Raw genomic sequence first — 15,378 nt, 5'->3', positions numbered from 1 at the left:
AACACTACCGCCTCGACGTGGCTCGAGTTGATGGCATTGATGTCATATTACTTTGCCCGTCTGTGGAAACATATCAGCAGCATTTTTGGAACTATCGGTAGACGGGAACATATCCAGCGGTTTTTGACCATTTTAAGAAATTTCGGTATGAGAGAACCTATCAATGGAATTCTCAACACCAGCCTTTTAGAGATTAAGGGAAGACTCTATAGACTTCTTCATATTATTAACGAGTTCAGTCACCTCAGAATCCATTCCTTTCCACTTATCAATATACACTCCTAGATAAGCCTTTCTTGCTTTGTCAAGTAAAATGGCATGCTCATAAGGTAATTGAGGTATTGCCCATTCAGCTGCCAGATCTTTTGATCTGATTTCACCAGTAGATGCTGTCACCCACATTCTGGCTAAAGTTAAAATCACATTGCGTTCGTCACCTTTAATGCTAGTTATCAACCCGGGCAACGATTCTTTAATTGCTTTTCGAATATCTGTCATTGGCACAGGCTCAATTACTTCTGTTGCCTTTGGTCCCAAAAGGTTAATACTATTTTTTCTTAGTTGTGCTAAAAGTATTGCTAAATCCGGATCATAAGTCGACTCAGGAATTTCTCCCTTTTCAAACTGCTCTCTTAGCCACTCGCCATACATAAATTCATATTTGGGGGGGAAATGCCAAGGGACAATATCCTTTTGATTTATGACCGTAACTTCAAGAGGCCTCATATCTTTTATGTTTCCTATTTTCCCAGATATAAGCATTAACCTATTTGTAAGATTCCTTCGAGTTTTTTCAGATAAACTTTGATTTGTTATTACCAAAATATCTACATCGCTATTCATACGTAAACCACCCATTACTGCCGAACCATACAAATACACCCCAATTAACATATTATCAAGTAGTTCCGCTATAGTTTTTAATGCTTGAATTGCTTCTTTCGGAATTTTTTTGTTACTTAAATCTATACTCAACTTCGATCTCCTTTCGTCTGAAAACTGTTTTTTAACGCCTCTTAAAATTTATAAAAAAAAGAGTAAACATCTTTCGTTGTATTGTAAATTAACGCCATCCAAAATTTTGATTCAAGATTTTCTTTCGGTTTATTATATGTTTGAGCCAATATAAGCTACAAAACTGCTGTCTATCCATTTTTGAGTAACCTCATTTATATCAATCCCAATAGTAGCCAACCCAATAATGCTGCAATCCAATTTCTCTAACAAAGCTATTAAAGCCTTCATTTGAGAACCTGTCTCTATCCAATCATCTACAATCAAAACTCTTTTGTTCCTCACAATAGAACTCTTAGATATTTCAAAGCTTTTATCTTGACCTGAATAGTCGGTAAAATGTGTCGAAATAATCTCTTCTTTTGCGTATGGCAGCTTATCACCTTTTCTTACTCCAATAAACCCCACTCCAAGTTCTTTGGCTATGGCAGTGCCTAGTATCCATCCAATTGCTTCTGGGGCAGCCACATAATCTACTTTATTTTGAAAATCCAATGATAGTACTTTTACAATTTTATCAAAAACGGTTTTATGTGTAAAAATAGTTAGTAAATCATATTTTCCAATTGAGTTACGAGGTAATATACCTCTAATTTCATTTATAACATCAGTACTTTCCATACATTTACACCCCTTGCTTATGGTTAATAATCTTTGCTAATCTTTAAAAATAGTCATTTTCAACATATTTTTTATACATGTCCTCGGTATATCTTGTTATGTTCTTACCATACTCTGGATAATCAAACCCCAGTAGTTCTGCTACCTCTTTGGACACTTCCCTGAACAATTGGTGGCATATAAATAATGACTTCCAAATATTTTCATAGGAATCCATGCGATATGTAGATAATAATCTATTCCATAGATCTTCATCAATGTATTTGTTAATATACTTATAATTCTTCCCAACACTTAATGAAAATTCTGTCTTTATCCCAACCTTCCACGACATCATCCTAAGTAGTTCAAACCGTAGAATCTGGTTCAGATGATCGATTGCAAACAGTATCTCTTTGCGGCACAATCCTTTAATAACATAAGGTGTTACATTCCAAAATTCATTGCAGCAATCATCATACTCCCTTGCGCTTGGCTTTCTTACATGATAATCTATATCAGTCGGAACTATGTCCCTTTTAATTCTACAATCTTTATCAATTAGAACCTTTATTAATTTATCGCCCTTTAGGTAATTATCTAACTCTTCCAAGGGCAATAAGGTAAGATCAATTTTATTGTAATCATCAAATAGCATAAGATAGGAAAATCCCTTTTCTTCAGGTGGGAATAATTCCATATCCTCCGGCTTTTGCATCATTATTATATTCCCAAATTGATTAAGCCAGTCATCATTAGATATAAACGGTTCTATATCACTTACAAAATATGTAATATCATAATCCTGAAATTCATCTTTAGGTATATTAATATTTGCGCGTGACCCCTCAAGGGTCACAATTCGAATACGTTCATCCTGTTCTGCTAAAGAAAGTACTAAATCCATCATTTCTTTTTCTGATCTCATTTACATACTCCTCGTTTATTTTTTCTATATTATTACATCTTCTTTTTTGCCGATACAATCAGCATCATTGGGCGTCGCATTTCATCCGCCATCCCCGGAATATCCATCATGTTCTCTGGCGGCTGTGGCTCCACAATCTGATTTATTATAAAACTATTTGAAAGCAGTGTATTTAGATATGTGGTCAGTGTTCTATGATATTTTGTAACCTTTTCTTCCAAAAACATAGCTGTCCGTTTGCCCTCATAATAATAATTATCCACCGGAAAATGCAGTATTTCTCCTTTTTCGTTATAATGCCAGTCTTGTGTTCCATAGGCAGTAAAAACAGGATGTTCAACCGTAAAAACTAGCTTACCACCAGACTTCAGTATTCTATATATCTTTTTTACTAAAATCTCATAATCTGCTACATAGTGAAACGCAAGTGAACTTAATATTACATCAAAACTCTCCTCTGGGAATTCCACATCTTCTATAGCACAGCATTTATATTCAACCTGTGGAAAATGTGTTTTTTCTTTGGCTACCTCGAGCATTTTATGAGAAATATCAACACCTACAACAGAAGACGCTCCGTGTTCCATCGCATAAATACAGTGCCATCCATAGCCGCATCCTAAATCAAGCACACGCTTATCTTTAAAATCCGGCAGCAGCTTTCTCAATGTTTCCCATTCTCCTGCACCGGCTAGTCCCTGCTGTGAGCGACTCATTTGACTGTATTTTTGAAAAAATATATTATCATCATATTTGTTTTCTTTCATCTGAATTCCCCCTCGTTTAAAAAGTTATTTATCTCCGTTGCAATTTTTTTCACTTCTTTATAAAGCTTCTCGGTCATATCGTAGCATTCAAAAAGTGAAAGACCGAGTACTTCAAAAATATGATTTACCCTTTCGGCATATTTTTTAGGTTTATATTCAAAAGTTTCAAGCAGTTTTATAGCTTTCTTTTCGTTAATGCAATAAGCATTATTGCATGCAAATAGTACTTGATTTAAGCATGAAATAATACGAAAAACATGGCCTGCAATATAATATTTATCCTCTGCTCCCACATTTGCTTTTACAAACATTAAAGAGAACTCTGCTTCAAATAAAAAAAAGTTTATCAAGCTCTTCTTTAGAGCACCAGGGTAAATTTCCGCCTGATTTTTTAATTCGCATAAGCTTTCATTTTTAGCATATTGTATCTTGCTGATCGCCAATTCTCCACGATACATAGCACTTATATAACCATGGGGATGCCCAGTCTGATAATTGGCAGTAACAATTCCTTGCTCCGTATCTTTGATTATTTGTTCCACCCGTTTTATATCACGTAAAATCAAGTCAACATGATACCCGTTTATAACTAACCATCCGCCGCCATTAATCCAATCACCCCACGCTCCGGGAGGTACAACAAGGTCGTTTCTATTCTCATCATCCAATTCTGTAGCAATTTGATTAATCGCTGTCAGGTCAAATGATTCTGAATTGTAATAGATTCCGATATCTATATCAGAATCCTCTGTATGGGTGCCTCTTGCACGTGAGCCCCCTAATACAATGCCTCCTATGCAAGGCAAAGAAGATAATTTCTCTGTTACTATTTGAATTACATTATCTACCATACGAACACACCCCTTTTATCGATTAAAGACAAAATACTTGTCTCCTCTCTTTTTCTTTCCGTAGTTCTTCGGGAAGTAATCCTTCCCGAGCTGCCAAACATACTGGTCGATTTGCTTCAGGCTAAATTTATCCAAGCCATAGAAGGCACGGAAATCAATCAGTATACCTTTGAATTTAACATAGTCTTTCAAATCACCATCTTGGAAATCTGAGAAGCTATCACGATTTCTAAAATAGCGAAGTACCTCATCGACGTAGCTGTCATAAATCGGATAATCGAGTGGATTGTGATGGCTACAATACTTTGTGGCAAAGGAGTAAAAATTCTTCTCTGTATCACCGATAGGTACATACTGGATATCTCCAACAAGAGTAACATCACCAGCCTTAAGCCTCGCATCAATATCCAAAGCGCATATGTGCTTAGCTACTGGATAGATTGAGAAAATATTCGTACTATAAAAATCATTAAGCGTTGATGCCTTCAAAAGAACATCGATTATGTCTGTATTCTTCGGGCATAGCTCAAAGAACAGTTTATTAAGTGCATCCTCTTGTAAATGATAATTTTCAAGTCCATCCCACTTTGTAAGATAAAACTCAACTTGCTCAACCGTTGGAGAAGGGATGACAATATCTTTTTTTGTTCTTCGTAAATTTGTTTTTTTTTCTGTTTTTACTTGATTGGTTTCAGATTGCTCCCAAGTACTATCAGAATTTATATACAAACGAAACTTTCTTAGGTGAGACAAATAGCCACTTACCAGAGCATTAACATTACCTGACGAGTGTTCAGAAAGAGTTTTCAATAATCTTGACCTAGCTTCACTCTCAAAATCATTAGATAAGACCGTATCCCAGAAAAGGGTTTTACTATCCTTTCTCCATAAATAGAAGGTATCTACGGAAGCAGTATTTATGGTTGCTTTTGAAATGTTCAAACTATGTAAATGCTGCTTATATAAAACACGTAACTCATCATATGGCATTTCTTTTAATTTGCTTATATCCACTAGTTAACCTCCTTACTCTATGTTTTGTAATCTTTCAAGCCACTTCAATATGTAGCCACTTTTAAAGAAATCTAGTAATGCACCATCACAGAAACGCTCAGCTCTTACTGCACCCATAAGAAGCGCAAGCACACACTGTGCATTTAAGCTTGAAACGTCAGCATCTTTCATAGAGTCGGTTCCCCATTCAAGACCATTTTCTTTGAGAATATCCCCATAGCGGGTAAGCTCCATATCTTTATTGCTTTCTTCAAAGGTATAAACATCGTCAATAAAGTTGCTCACCATTTCGGAATACCGCACACAAGGCATCTGTATTGGATGTTCTGGTGTTCCATCGTTTTCTTTATCAATAACCCATTCTCCAAAACTGTCTGTCTGAATCATAGGTATGTATTTTGTCAAAATATCGAATTTACTCATCCTAATCCTCCTCAGTAACATCAATGCCAAATAGTCTCTGGAACTTATCAAAGTTATAAGGGTAAGAGTTATCGCCATCAAATCTTACTGGCTTATGGCCATTACTATATTCAAATTCCAACTCCCACTGTGTTCCATCAAGTACCATGTATCCGAAACGTTTAGTTGTATAATGTCTTCGCCACTCACCGATATGAAGTTCCTTAAGTGCCCCAATGAAAGTATCCTTTATAAAGGGCTCTTTATTATCATCCAACAATACAAGTGGTTCTACATCTTCCCATAACTTTGTATAGGCTTTCAATTCTTCGGATAGCTCTACAATATAGGTGCTATAACCGCCAAAGTAACCACCAATGTTAAAGGTGATCTTGCAGATAGCATTTATGTTCGCATCAAAATCGGCTGCCTTTTCTTCAGACTTTGATAAAGTATAAGTTCCGCCAGCCTCACCATAGGCTTGCTTGGCTTTATCCAAATATTTACGGCTCCAATGAAGGCGGGTATCTTCACTTGGATGCATAACAGTTTTAGTGTCATTATACGGGTTTTCCATAGAATTTTTGAGCTGACCTATTTCTTGCTTAAGTCCTCGGATGGCGGTCATTATTTCTTCTTTTGTTTTTCCTTTGAGATACTCTTCATAGTAACTTTCCGGACTAATCATCATATTAGACTGCCTCCTTTATTCGTTAGATATTTTTATTTCATCACCATCAGGCAATATAAAAGCCTGCTCAAACTTGACACCTAGCACATCAGCAATGGCTTTCAACTCATCTAAGGTTACCGTTTCGCGTTTCAATTTCTTATTGAAATTCTGAGGAGTCTGGCCAATACGTCTAGCAAGTTCGGAAACACTTATATTCATTTGCTCACACAGTTCTTTAATCATTTCTGCCGTAGTCACACAGCACCTCCAAGTTTACGCTAAGAATATTATAAACCATTTGGTTGATAAACACAATAGTTATTAAAATATTATTATAATCAGCAAGCAAAAGAAAAACCACAACTCTACTGTAGAGTCATGGGCTATTTACTTCTGGTTTTCATATTTCAATTTCAATACCAGATTTAAAGGATATGACGAAGTGTTCTTCATAGACTGTAACGCTCTGGATTATCTTCCTTACAAGCTTATCATCGTACTCTAAGGTACGGAATTTGTTCTTGCGGATTGATAGAATTGATAGATTTACGATTTTTAGCAAAATGGTCGTATGTGGGAACACGTCGACTTATCGGTACGTTCGTGGGAACATATCCACCAATCGTATCGTTTACGAAAAGGGCACTCTTAATAAGAGCGCCCTTTTCGTAAACATTGATGTAATTAATAGTCTTTTTTCTTTACTGGAATCCAAATTTCGCTTCTATACTTAGGATTCCCAGTGTCTGGACTCTCACTCCATAAAATTTCAGGACCTTCAACCGCCTCGTATCCTGATGATGGAAACCACTCTGAATATATCCTACCCCACACATTTTGAAGTGTTTCCGGGAATGGTCCAATCGATTCAAATACAGCCCAAGTACTAGCATCAATTTTTAATACATCAAATTCTGCTGTTTCATCACTTGAAGTTGCTACACCGATGTAATGATCTAGTTCTCCTCTTTCTTCCATTCTCCCTTCCGAGAAATTAGTGGAAGCACTAATAATACCTGTTGGTTCTACATTTGAAATTGCTTTTAATTGTTTAATAACATCCGTGGTTAAAAGTTCAGTCATTTTTGCAATCTCTGGATTGACACCTTTAAAAATAATTGGAACTCTCTTCTTAAATCCTACTAACTTAAAGGGTCCTTTCTCAACAATACGATAGTTCATTTCGCATCCTCCTTTAATTGATAATTGAAAGGACATTCGAGGATAAGCTTTTAATTGTGTATTCTCACTCCTTGCCTCAGAAGGGAGAATGCCATGCAGGGAATGAAAAGCACGGGAAAATGAATCAGCCGAATTATAGCCATATTTGACGGCTACATCAATTATTCTCAAATCCCTATCTTTCAGATCAAGTGCAGCCAACGTCAGTCTTCTTCTCCGAATATATTCTGATAAACTTATGCCTGCTAAAAAAGAAAACATCCGCTTGAAATGATACTCTGAACAATAAGCGATTTTAGATACTTCACTATAATCAATTTCCTCTGTTAACTGCTCTTCAATATATGCCAATGCATTATTCATACTTCTTAAAGAATCCATCAAACAACCTCCTTTCATCATCAATATTATCAAAGGATGCATTTACCCATCCGACAATCTGTGCACAATGTAGTCGACTCACCTTATTCGGGAAACCCTTTAGTTTACATTTGTTTATTCATTAATTGCTCTAACCCTGCTTCGGATGTTAACATTTCAAGATTATTAAATATTTCCTCTTCGCTCCAATTCCACCATTGAAGCTTTAGCAAGAATTCAATCTTTTTGTCACTAAAGCGTTTTTTGATAAACTTAGCTGGATTCCCACCATATATTGAATAGGGTTCAACACTTTTTACTACTGTTGAGTTAGCAGCAATAATCGCACCATCTCCAATTTTAACACCTGGCATTATGGTTACATTTTGACCTATCCACACATCATTGCCAATCACTGTGTCACCCTTAAAAGGAAGTTGTTCTATTGTAGGAGTCACTTTTTCCCATCCACAGCCAAAGATATTAAAGGGATAGGTTGTAATTCCATCCATTCTATGATTTGCACCATTCATGATAAACTTAACACCCGCTGCAATTGCACAGAACTTGCCTATAATGAGTTTATCTCCAAGAAATTCGTAGTGGTGCTCTATATTATCATAAAATTTCTCAGGAGATTTATTATCGTCGCTGTAATAAGTGTATTCACCAATCTCAACATTTGGTCTTTTAGGTAGATTACTTATATAGCAAACCGTCTTTATATTTTCATTCGGATAAAGCTTTTTCTTATCTGGCCCCGTCATTAAATATGGGCTCCTTTCAGGTATTCAACCTCATTTACTAGTCTTTGAAGAATCTCTATTCCTTTTCTTGTACAATCTACATTAGTTGATATTAAGGAAATAACCTTATCGACCCTTTCCTTGTAATCGCTTGGCTTGATCTTAAAATCCTCGATCATCTTAACAGCCTTTTTTTCATTTATACAATATTCTTTATTTACTGCAAATAAGACTTGATTAAGGGAAGATATGCTTCGAAAGCAATGCCCGCAAACATAGGATACATCGTCTTTATCTATATTGTTCTCAGCAAACATTAAAGAGAAACCTGCCTCAAACATAAAAAATTCAGTTAATCCTTTCTTCAAAGCGGAGTGATCTAAACTACTTAGCGCTTAGATAAAATCCATAATCTTTTTCTCTGCCCTACTTACGATCTGTCAAATAAGAAAAGCAAAATAATTATCGGACTAAGTTTAATTTCTTATCTTTGATTTCATAAATCACATTAGCCACATTATCAAGTAGCCGTTTGTCATGGGTGATAAACACTATAGTTCCAGCATACTCCTTCATTAATCTTTCCAAAGCCTCTAAGCTTGGTATGTCAAGGAAGTTGCTGGGTTCATCCATTAGTAAGATGTTATATCTACCCATAAGCATTTTAGCTAGCAATAATTTCATGATTTCACCACCACTTAAAACAACTAAGCTTTTTCCTATGTCGTTTTGTTTAATTCCCATTGATGCTAACACAGAACGAATTTCCGAAACATTGTAATCACAATCCTCCTGCATGAATTCCAAGACTTTTTGATTACTGTTGTATTTGTAACCATTTTGTGCAAAGTATCCTATTTTGGCCTTAGGTGAAATAGAAATTCCATCTTCATGATTTAAGATCATTTGGATTAAGGTTGTTTTTCCTGTTCCATTACCTCCAGTTAGCGCTACTTTTGCTCCTAGAGGAATTTGAAAAGATGCATTTTTAAACAGTGCCTTATCCCCAAAGATTTTATTAATTTCCGTACCGACTATAGGGTATGGATTATGAAGCTCCAATGCTTTACTTTGCCTGAAACGAATTCTGCGAATGTCTTCCGGAGCTTCTACATTTCCTAAGGCTGCAATCCTGTGCTCTAGGGATTTAGCGGCATTATGCAACTTTTTCCCCTTACTTCCTATTGATTTTTGATGAGCTAAACGCCCTACGCCTTCAGTACTTTTTTTCTTTGAAGAACCTTTTGCCTTCTGTTCTATTTTACGAGCCTGTTTTCGCTTTTCCTCCGCAGCCCTTTCCAATCGGGCACGTTCTGCAATAAATTGTTCGTATTGTGCACCTTGGCTCTTGCGTTCTTCCTCTTTCTGACGAAGATAATCAGAATAGTTTCCCCAATACTCGTTGATTTTGCCATCTTTCAGTTCCCATATTTTATCTACTATTTCATCAAGAAAATAGCGGTCATGGCTAATAACTAACAATGCACCTGTAAAATATTTTAGCTGTCCAATTAGAAAATCAATTCCTTCACGATCTAAATGACTGGTAGGTTCATCCGCTAAAATACCATGCATCTGTGCTGATAAAGCCTGTGCTATTTTAAGTCTTGTTTCTTCACCATCGCTCATAGTCTGTATATCTAATTGCTCAACACCGAGCTTACCTACAAGCGCAAAATCTTTTTCCTCCTGCAAACTTACCTCGTTCAACTGAGGAATATAGGCAAGTTCACCTGGACGATTAATTTTACATCCTGCTGGGGTTAGTTCCCCTAAAAGCACCTTGAGTAAAGTGCTTTTCCCTACGCCATTTGCTCCTACTAAACCAATACGGTCATAATCATATATTTCTAATTCATCTATATCCAAAACATCTCGCCCTGTGAATTCCACACGAATGTCTTTTGCTTTTAATATTAATTCCATAACATTTCCTCCTGTCTATAATCGCATGCTTTCATTTGCTTGTACGCAGGGAAAACCCTGCGATTTTAGCAGGAAGAATTACATGAAAATAAGATACATAAGTATCCCTCCATTATTATTTTATTTTAAATCTAATTCTCTAATCTCTGTTATCATTGGACAAACTATAGCAATGCCAATAATTAAAATACCTGATAGTAAAAACCAATGATTTACACCAACTCTATCAGCAAAGAATCCAGAAAGAATTAATCCAATTGGCATAGCAAATGACATCATACTTCCGGTCAGAGAAAATACACGTCCTAAATATTCAGGCTTAATCTTCTCCTGAAAAAGAGCTGTTTGCACACCGCTATAAAATGGCACTGAAAGCCCCATTACTGCACAGCAAGCTACAAATATAACAAATCTACTTGGAGGAAGTAATCCTGAAACAGCTAAACTGGCTCCCATTATAAAGAATGAACCTGTTATTAGTAATATACGCTTTTCAAATTTCCCCAATCTTCCTAATAGTAGACCGCCTACTAGCATTCCAGATGCAAAAGCGATTTCGGTAATGGAAATATGCACAGGTGTTCCATTAAAGTATTCCATACTAATTAAAGGAAATAGTGCATTAATTGGCATATACACAAGCGTATATAGCGTTCCTAAGAGTAATAAGGCAAATAAGCCTTTGTTTTGTCTCAATGCGACAATTCCTTCTTTCATTTCTCTTAAGAAATTTGGTTTCAAACGTTGTACTTGATCACCCAGCTTAGGAATACTTACACTTGCTACCGTAATAGATGCAATCACAGCGCCCAATACATCGATCGCAATAATTGCATTTAATTTCCAAGCGGAATATAACAATGCTGCCGCCGCCGGACTAATAATATAGCTTATCGACTGCACAGACTGACTATAACCTGCACATTTCGTAAGCTGTTCTTCTGGTACTAAAAGCGGCGTAACCGCATTGAGTGCCGGAGAATGAAAAGCCGTTCCAATGCTACGGATAAACAATACTACCATAACGATCCATACAGATAACTCCGTATACAACGCAACAATAGCGAGTACTGCGCCAGCTGTTGCTATAATTAAATCAGCCCCAATCATTATCTTCTTCCTATCATGACGATCAACTAATACACCAATGGCTGGTCCAAAGACCGCATAGGGTAAAAACCCTACTAGTGAAGTCATAGACAAGACCATTGCAGATCCTGTTTTTTCTGTAAGGTAAAAAATTATCGCCATTTGTAGGATCGCACTAGTGATTAACGATACCGCCTGCCCTGCCCATATAGTATAAAACTTAAGTTTCCAATTTATATATTTTTCCATTTCTATTATCTCCTGCATATTATTTTGCTTAAATTTCTATTTTAAATAGTATTCTAGGCAATAAAAAATGCAGGCCAAAATCCACAATGTGGCTTTTGGTCTGCATACATACAATCTGGAAACATTCATATTAAAGACATCGTTAAATAAAGGTATAGTTAAATAACCTACATCCTCACCTTAACTAATGAATGCTCAATATCGTATAAATAAGCACAACAAAAAAGCCTATCATTGGGATAGATTCTGCCTTTTTTATTGCCAGCTTATTTTAAACGTATTGATGCTGTCATAGTTTCGGTTCCTCCTACATCTTTATTTATATCAAGCTGTAGAATAACACAACAAAACGATATGTTCAATACAAAAATAATCAATTGCATCTCATACTTCCATTTCGAAACCTGATTTGAAGGCTATGACGAAGTGGTATATTGGTAATTTTGCTTCTAAACCCAATATATCTTTTTTATATACTGACCCAAAAACTGTTCCACTTTCCTGATTTATCATCTCTTTAATATTGTGTTTCATCAGATAAAACAGATGGTTATTATTCTGTTCACCTTTCAGTCTCATTGCGCAAACCCCTCTACCGAGGCTTATTTTTGTCTGGGAAATATTTAAATCACCAACAGGGAGCTCTAACGCTCATAATTACATCGTTTGTGTTTGCTTTTTTTTATTTTCTGTGTAATAAGTATCAAAGTATGGATATTTATCTCCAAATGTTCTGTTGCCTTGCAGAAACGGTAAGCCTTCTCCTGTTTGGTTGTAAAGTTCTGATTTTGGAGATTGGCCCATTTCAATATCATTAATTTCTTCTAATTTCACTTCACTCCACTCCCTAAAACTCATACCTAATACCCCCAAGATTCTTTCTGATCTCATCTTCAAGGTGTCGTGATTTAGCAAAGAGTTCAGCCAGCTCAGCTGTCATATTCTCCATCTTTTCATCGAATGGAATTACATTATCTTCTACAACTTCTATTCCTACATATCTTCCTGGGGTTAGGACATATTCATGCTCTCTGATTTCTTCAATTTTGGCCGACTTACAGAAACCCTTGACAATAATCCTATCCACTCACTATATTTTTGTCAGCAATCCTATCAACTCACAAGCCCAAAAGTTAATCTATCCACTCAATCTTACGCTTTTCTATTCTTGGATAATTTCCCTCAAATAAAAAACCGTGATTATCCTTCCGGCTTAGAGCCAGATCTCAAATCACGGAAAGTGCTTATTTACTAACCTTTTACACTCTTACTTCTCAACCCTGGACATCAATACTACACACTCAACATGTATGGTGGTTAACGTATTAATTGATAATAGTATGTTGGAAGTGTGGTTTGGATGGTAATTAGATTACATGCTCAGATGCCAAAATTGCATAGACGTAACTATCCGTCCATTCGCCTTTACTCCAATAATCTTGGATAAAGTGTGCCTCTTGTCGCATACCTACTCTTTGACATAATTTCGCTGAGGCAAAATTTCTTGCATCTAGCACCGCCTGGATACGATGAACATTATGTTCTGAAAATAAATAGCCAATCACTCTCGTTACCGCTTCACTTGCATATCCACGTCCAGAATACTTAGGATTAAAAACATAGCCAATTTCTACCGTTTCTTTCATATCGGTGTACCAAACAGAAATATCCCCGATAACTTTCTCCTCTAACACACAAGCTATGTTCAACAACTTCGCTTCAGAAAGCTCATTATTATTTATTTTCTCATTTAATAACTCAGTAGAAGTACTATCATCCCATGGCTCATGTAACAAGTATTTACAAACCTCTTCATCTTGATAAAAATCTAATAGATCTCTTAAATCTTGTGATTTAAAAGTTCTCAAGGTCATTCTTTCTGTTGTTAAATTCATGCTTTTTCTCCTCCATATCGACTAGACAGAACCTTACAAGAAATTACTTCTTCTGGTAAGTCATCTGCACAAAGTTTTCTTGTTATCACTCAAATTTTATTGAAAAGTGCCTTCAAAGTAAATATTTATATACGACACATGACACAAATTTTCTTTAAAATAATACTAAAGAGGGACAAAGGCTATGCATAATCACTGCATAGCTCCATGTCTCTCCTATTTTTCGTTAAGATTAATGTTTAACTAATTCTTCAATCAATCTTTCAAAAAGATTATATCCAGCTCATATTAGTATTAGTAGAGCTTTTCAAATATACATCACTCTTTTCATCAATATGTCTTAAAAATTGCTCATTGTGCAATCCGCCTGAATTTATGTTTGTCTACATATCAATAGTCTAGCCAACATTAGGAATAAAACTTAAGAATCATAATCTATAAATTTAATTAAACAATTGATAACTCTCAAATATACTATCAAATTGTTCCAATGTGACCTGACTAAAATCATTAATCTTTACATTTTGTTTAACTCTTCGAATTTGGTTTTTAGTAAATAATTTTCGATAATCTTTATTCACCCAGCTATACACAAAATCCTCATAGATTTGTCTATCTCTTGATGTCATATAATTATTGAGTCTTTTCATTCTAATTAGTGAAGAGTCAACACTAGGTCTAGGATGAAATATTGTTCTCGGAATATTTTTTACGATTGATATTTCTAAATCTTTTCTAAGGATTAATGCCAAAGCTCGATTCATATCTAATAATCTTTTTGCAAAGCCTTCTTCTACAATTAAAAAACTGTCGCTTGCCGAGGTTTCGTAAGCAATCTTTTTTACAAGATCGGTACTGATGTTGTAAGGTATATTTCCAAATATTTTATAATCCTTGTCATGAGGGAAATTATAGGACAAAACATTCTCATTAATAATGTTAAGATTATTTTGATTTCCAACTCTTTTTCTAGTTGCCTCACACATCTTTGTATCAATTTCAATGGCAGTTACTTCCTTACAAATTTTGCATAATTCTTTTGTAAAATGTCCTTTACCAGATCCTATCTCATATAATAAATCATTCTGTGAGATATTAGTTAAGGATAATATGCCTTCAATGTCTTCTTTAGCAGTTATAAAATTTTGTGTGTATTTAATTTGTTGTCTTTTCATTATAAGCCCTTTCTATTGCTAACCGGGGGTTATTCTTTAGATAAATTGGTTTTAAATTATATGGTGCTTCTGGGATATGAACGAAAATGACATTTGTGCCATCCTCTAGATTTATAATTCGAACATCTTCATCTTCAATAATATTTGCGCTAACTTTTTGAGTGTTATTAAGCAAGTTAAACAAATCATCTCTTAGTTTATAAGGATCATCTACTCCAGTCACTTCATTATTTTTCTCATCCACTCCAAATACCACAAGACCACCATCAGTATTGGCGAAAGCAGAATAAGTATCCCAGAATGAGTCTGGAACATTATTTTTTGCTTTTTTTAGTTCAACGTTCTTTCCCTCGGTTAACTCTAATAATTTTTCTTTATCCATCTATATACCTCTATTTTTTCTATTTTAGCACGATTCACGCACGATTATTTTCTAAAAAGAGCCCTTTGTAAAGGGATTCTTTATTTATTTCTTGATTTTTTTGCACGATTCACGCACGATTCACG

General features: G+C 35.4%; 18 protein-coding genes and 2 pseudogenes. All 20 read right to left on the bottom strand.

The features are described from left to right. Positions 1-186 precede the first annotated feature (186 nt). Positions 187-975: an aminoglycoside nucleotidyltransferase ANT(9) gene (gene ant(9), locus PVE40_RS01030; RefSeq protein WP_014638242.1), complete on the bottom strand. Its 789-nt coding sequence runs from the start codon at positions 973-975 to the stop codon at positions 187-189. Positions 976-1,107: 132 nt separating this feature from the next. Continuing rightward, positions 1,108-1,635: a phosphoribosyltransferase family protein gene (locus PVE40_RS01025; protein WP_002294507.1), complete on the bottom strand. Its 528-nt coding sequence runs from the start codon at positions 1,633-1,635 to the stop codon at positions 1,108-1,110. Between the two features lie 43 nt (positions 1,636-1,678). Then, positions 1,679-2,542 (bottom strand): aminoglycoside nucleotidyltransferase ANT(6)-Ia, encoded by an 864-nt coding sequence (locus PVE40_RS01020; protein ID WP_002294505.1) that lies wholly within the window; start codon positions 2,540-2,542, stop codon positions 1,679-1,681. 32 nt (positions 2,543-2,574) lie between these two features. Beyond that, the gene (locus PVE40_RS01015; protein ID WP_086307095.1) at positions 2,575-3,309 is read right to left on the bottom strand and encodes a class I SAM-dependent methyltransferase; all 735 of its coding nucleotides are present in this window, start codon (positions 3,307-3,309) and stop codon (positions 2,575-2,577) included. Then, positions 3,290-4,160: pseudogene (locus PVE40_RS01010) on the bottom strand (nucleotidyltransferase domain-containing protein). Before PVE40_RS01010 ends, PVE40_RS01015 begins: the two are co-directional and overlap by 20 nt. Positions 4,161-4,175: 15 nt before the next feature. Then, positions 4,176-5,174, bottom strand: a complete 999-nt coding sequence (locus PVE40_RS01005; protein ID WP_274730004.1) for a hypothetical protein — start codon at positions 5,172-5,174, stop codon at positions 4,176-4,178. A 12-nt stretch (positions 5,175-5,186) separates the two neighbouring features. Next, positions 5,187-5,597, bottom strand: a complete 411-nt coding sequence (locus PVE40_RS01000) for a DUF6508 domain-containing protein (protein WP_129930618.1) — start codon at positions 5,595-5,597, stop codon at positions 5,187-5,189. Position 5,598: 1 nt separating this feature from the next. After that, positions 5,599-6,267 (bottom strand): hypothetical protein, encoded by a 669-nt coding sequence (locus PVE40_RS00995; protein ID WP_274730003.1) that lies wholly within the window; start codon positions 6,265-6,267, stop codon positions 5,599-5,601. Positions 6,268-6,282: 15 nt separating this feature from the next. After that, positions 6,283-6,507 (bottom strand): helix-turn-helix domain-containing protein, encoded by a 225-nt coding sequence (locus PVE40_RS00990; protein ID WP_274730002.1) that lies wholly within the window; start codon positions 6,505-6,507, stop codon positions 6,283-6,285. 142 nt (positions 6,508-6,649) lie between these two features. Continuing rightward, positions 6,650-6,736: pseudogene (locus PVE40_RS00985) on the bottom strand (site-specific recombinase); the annotation flags it as partial. A gap of 197 nt (positions 6,737-6,933) precedes the next feature. Next, positions 6,934-7,812, bottom strand: a complete 879-nt coding sequence (locus PVE40_RS00980; RefSeq protein WP_274730001.1) for an AraC family transcriptional regulator — start codon at positions 7,810-7,812, stop codon at positions 6,934-6,936. Between the two features lie 104 nt (positions 7,813-7,916). After that, complete coding sequence (locus PVE40_RS00975) at positions 7,917-8,558, bottom strand: Vat family streptogramin A O-acetyltransferase (RefSeq protein WP_274730000.1); 642 nt, start codon at positions 8,556-8,558, stop codon at positions 7,917-7,919. Beyond that, the gene (locus PVE40_RS00970) at positions 8,558-8,905 is read right to left on the bottom strand and encodes a hypothetical protein (protein WP_274729999.1); all 348 of its coding nucleotides are present in this window, start codon (positions 8,903-8,905) and stop codon (positions 8,558-8,560) included. Before PVE40_RS00970 ends, PVE40_RS00975 begins: the two co-directional genes overlap by 1 nt. A gap of 94 nt (positions 8,906-8,999) precedes the next feature. Next, the gene (msr(D), locus tag PVE40_RS00965) at positions 9,000-10,463 is read right to left on the bottom strand and encodes an ABC-F type ribosomal protection protein Msr(D) (protein ID WP_274729998.1); all 1,464 of its coding nucleotides are present in this window, start codon (positions 10,461-10,463) and stop codon (positions 9,000-9,002) included. 120 nt (positions 10,464-10,583) lie between these two features. Beyond that, complete coding sequence (mef(A), locus tag PVE40_RS00960) at positions 10,584-11,801, bottom strand: macrolide efflux MFS transporter Mef(A) (protein WP_274729997.1); 1,218 nt, start codon at positions 11,799-11,801, stop codon at positions 10,584-10,586. Between the two features lie 657 nt (positions 11,802-12,458). Further along, a complete protein-coding gene (locus tag PVE40_RS00955; protein ID WP_274729996.1) occupies positions 12,459-12,635 on the bottom strand; it encodes a restriction endonuclease subunit S domain-containing protein in 177 nt (58 codons plus the stop codon). 13 nt (positions 12,636-12,648) lie between these two features. Continuing rightward, the gene (locus PVE40_RS00950) at positions 12,649-12,888 is read right to left on the bottom strand and encodes an N-6 DNA methylase (RefSeq protein ID WP_274729995.1); all 240 of its coding nucleotides are present in this window, start codon (positions 12,886-12,888) and stop codon (positions 12,649-12,651) included. A gap of 280 nt (positions 12,889-13,168) precedes the next feature. Beyond that, positions 13,169-13,696, bottom strand: a complete 528-nt coding sequence (locus tag PVE40_RS00945) for a GNAT family N-acetyltransferase (protein ID WP_006702270.1) — start codon at positions 13,694-13,696, stop codon at positions 13,169-13,171. Between the two features lie 443 nt (positions 13,697-14,139). Next, on the bottom strand, positions 14,140-14,871 hold the full coding sequence (gene erm, locus PVE40_RS00940; protein ID WP_218930248.1) for a 23S ribosomal RNA methyltransferase Erm: 732 nt from the start codon (positions 14,869-14,871) through the stop codon (positions 14,140-14,142). After that, a complete protein-coding gene (locus tag PVE40_RS00935; protein WP_274729994.1) occupies positions 14,852-15,253 on the bottom strand; it encodes an AlbA family DNA-binding domain-containing protein in 402 nt (133 codons plus the stop codon). Before PVE40_RS00935 ends, erm begins: the two co-directional genes overlap by 20 nt. Positions 15,254-15,378 lie beyond the last annotated feature (125 nt).

Origin of the sequence: Jeotgalibaca caeni, from assembly GCF_028863945.1 — a bacterium.
GTDB classification, from domain to species: domain Bacteria; phylum Bacillota; class Bacilli; order Lactobacillales; family Aerococcaceae; genus Jeotgalibaca; species Jeotgalibaca caeni.
Note: the sequence above shows the minus strand (reverse complement) of the source record. Positions and strands in the feature narration are given on the sequence as shown.

Excerpts from the sequence above, each read along its gene's own strand:
- PVE40_RS01025 (WP_002294507.1), bottom strand. The coding sequence starts at position 1,635 with ATGGAAAGTACTGATGTTATAAATGAAATTAGAGGTATATTACCTCGT.
- PVE40_RS01020 (WP_002294505.1), bottom strand. The coding sequence starts at position 2,542 with ATGAGATCAGAAAAAGAAATGATGGATTTAGTACTTTCTTTAGCAGAA.
- PVE40_RS01015 (WP_086307095.1), bottom strand. The coding sequence starts at position 3,309 with ATGAAAGAAAACAAATATGATGATAATATATTTTTTCAAAAATACAGT.
- PVE40_RS01000 (WP_129930618.1), bottom strand. The coding sequence starts at position 5,597 with ATGAGTAAATTCGATATTTTGACAAAATACATACCTATGATTCAGACA.
- PVE40_RS00995 (WP_274730003.1), bottom strand. The coding sequence starts at position 6,267 with ATGATGATTAGTCCGGAAAGTTACTATGAAGAGTATCTCAAAGGAAAA.
- PVE40_RS00980 (WP_274730001.1), bottom strand. The coding sequence starts at position 7,812 with ATGGATTCTTTAAGAAGTATGAATAATGCATTGGCATATATTGAAGAG.
- PVE40_RS00975 (WP_274730000.1), bottom strand. The coding sequence starts at position 8,558 with ATGACGGGGCCAGATAAGAAAAAGCTTTATCCGAATGAAAATATAAAG.
- PVE40_RS00945 (WP_006702270.1), bottom strand. The coding sequence starts at position 13,696 with ATGAATTTAACAACAGAAAGAATGACCTTGAGAACTTTTAAATCACAA.
- erm (WP_218930248.1), bottom strand. The coding sequence starts at position 14,871 with ATGAAAAGACAACAAATTAAATACACACAAAATTTTATAACTGCTAAA.
- PVE40_RS00935 (WP_274729994.1), bottom strand. The coding sequence starts at position 15,253 with ATGGATAAAGAAAAATTATTAGAGTTAACCGAGGGAAAGAACGTTGAA.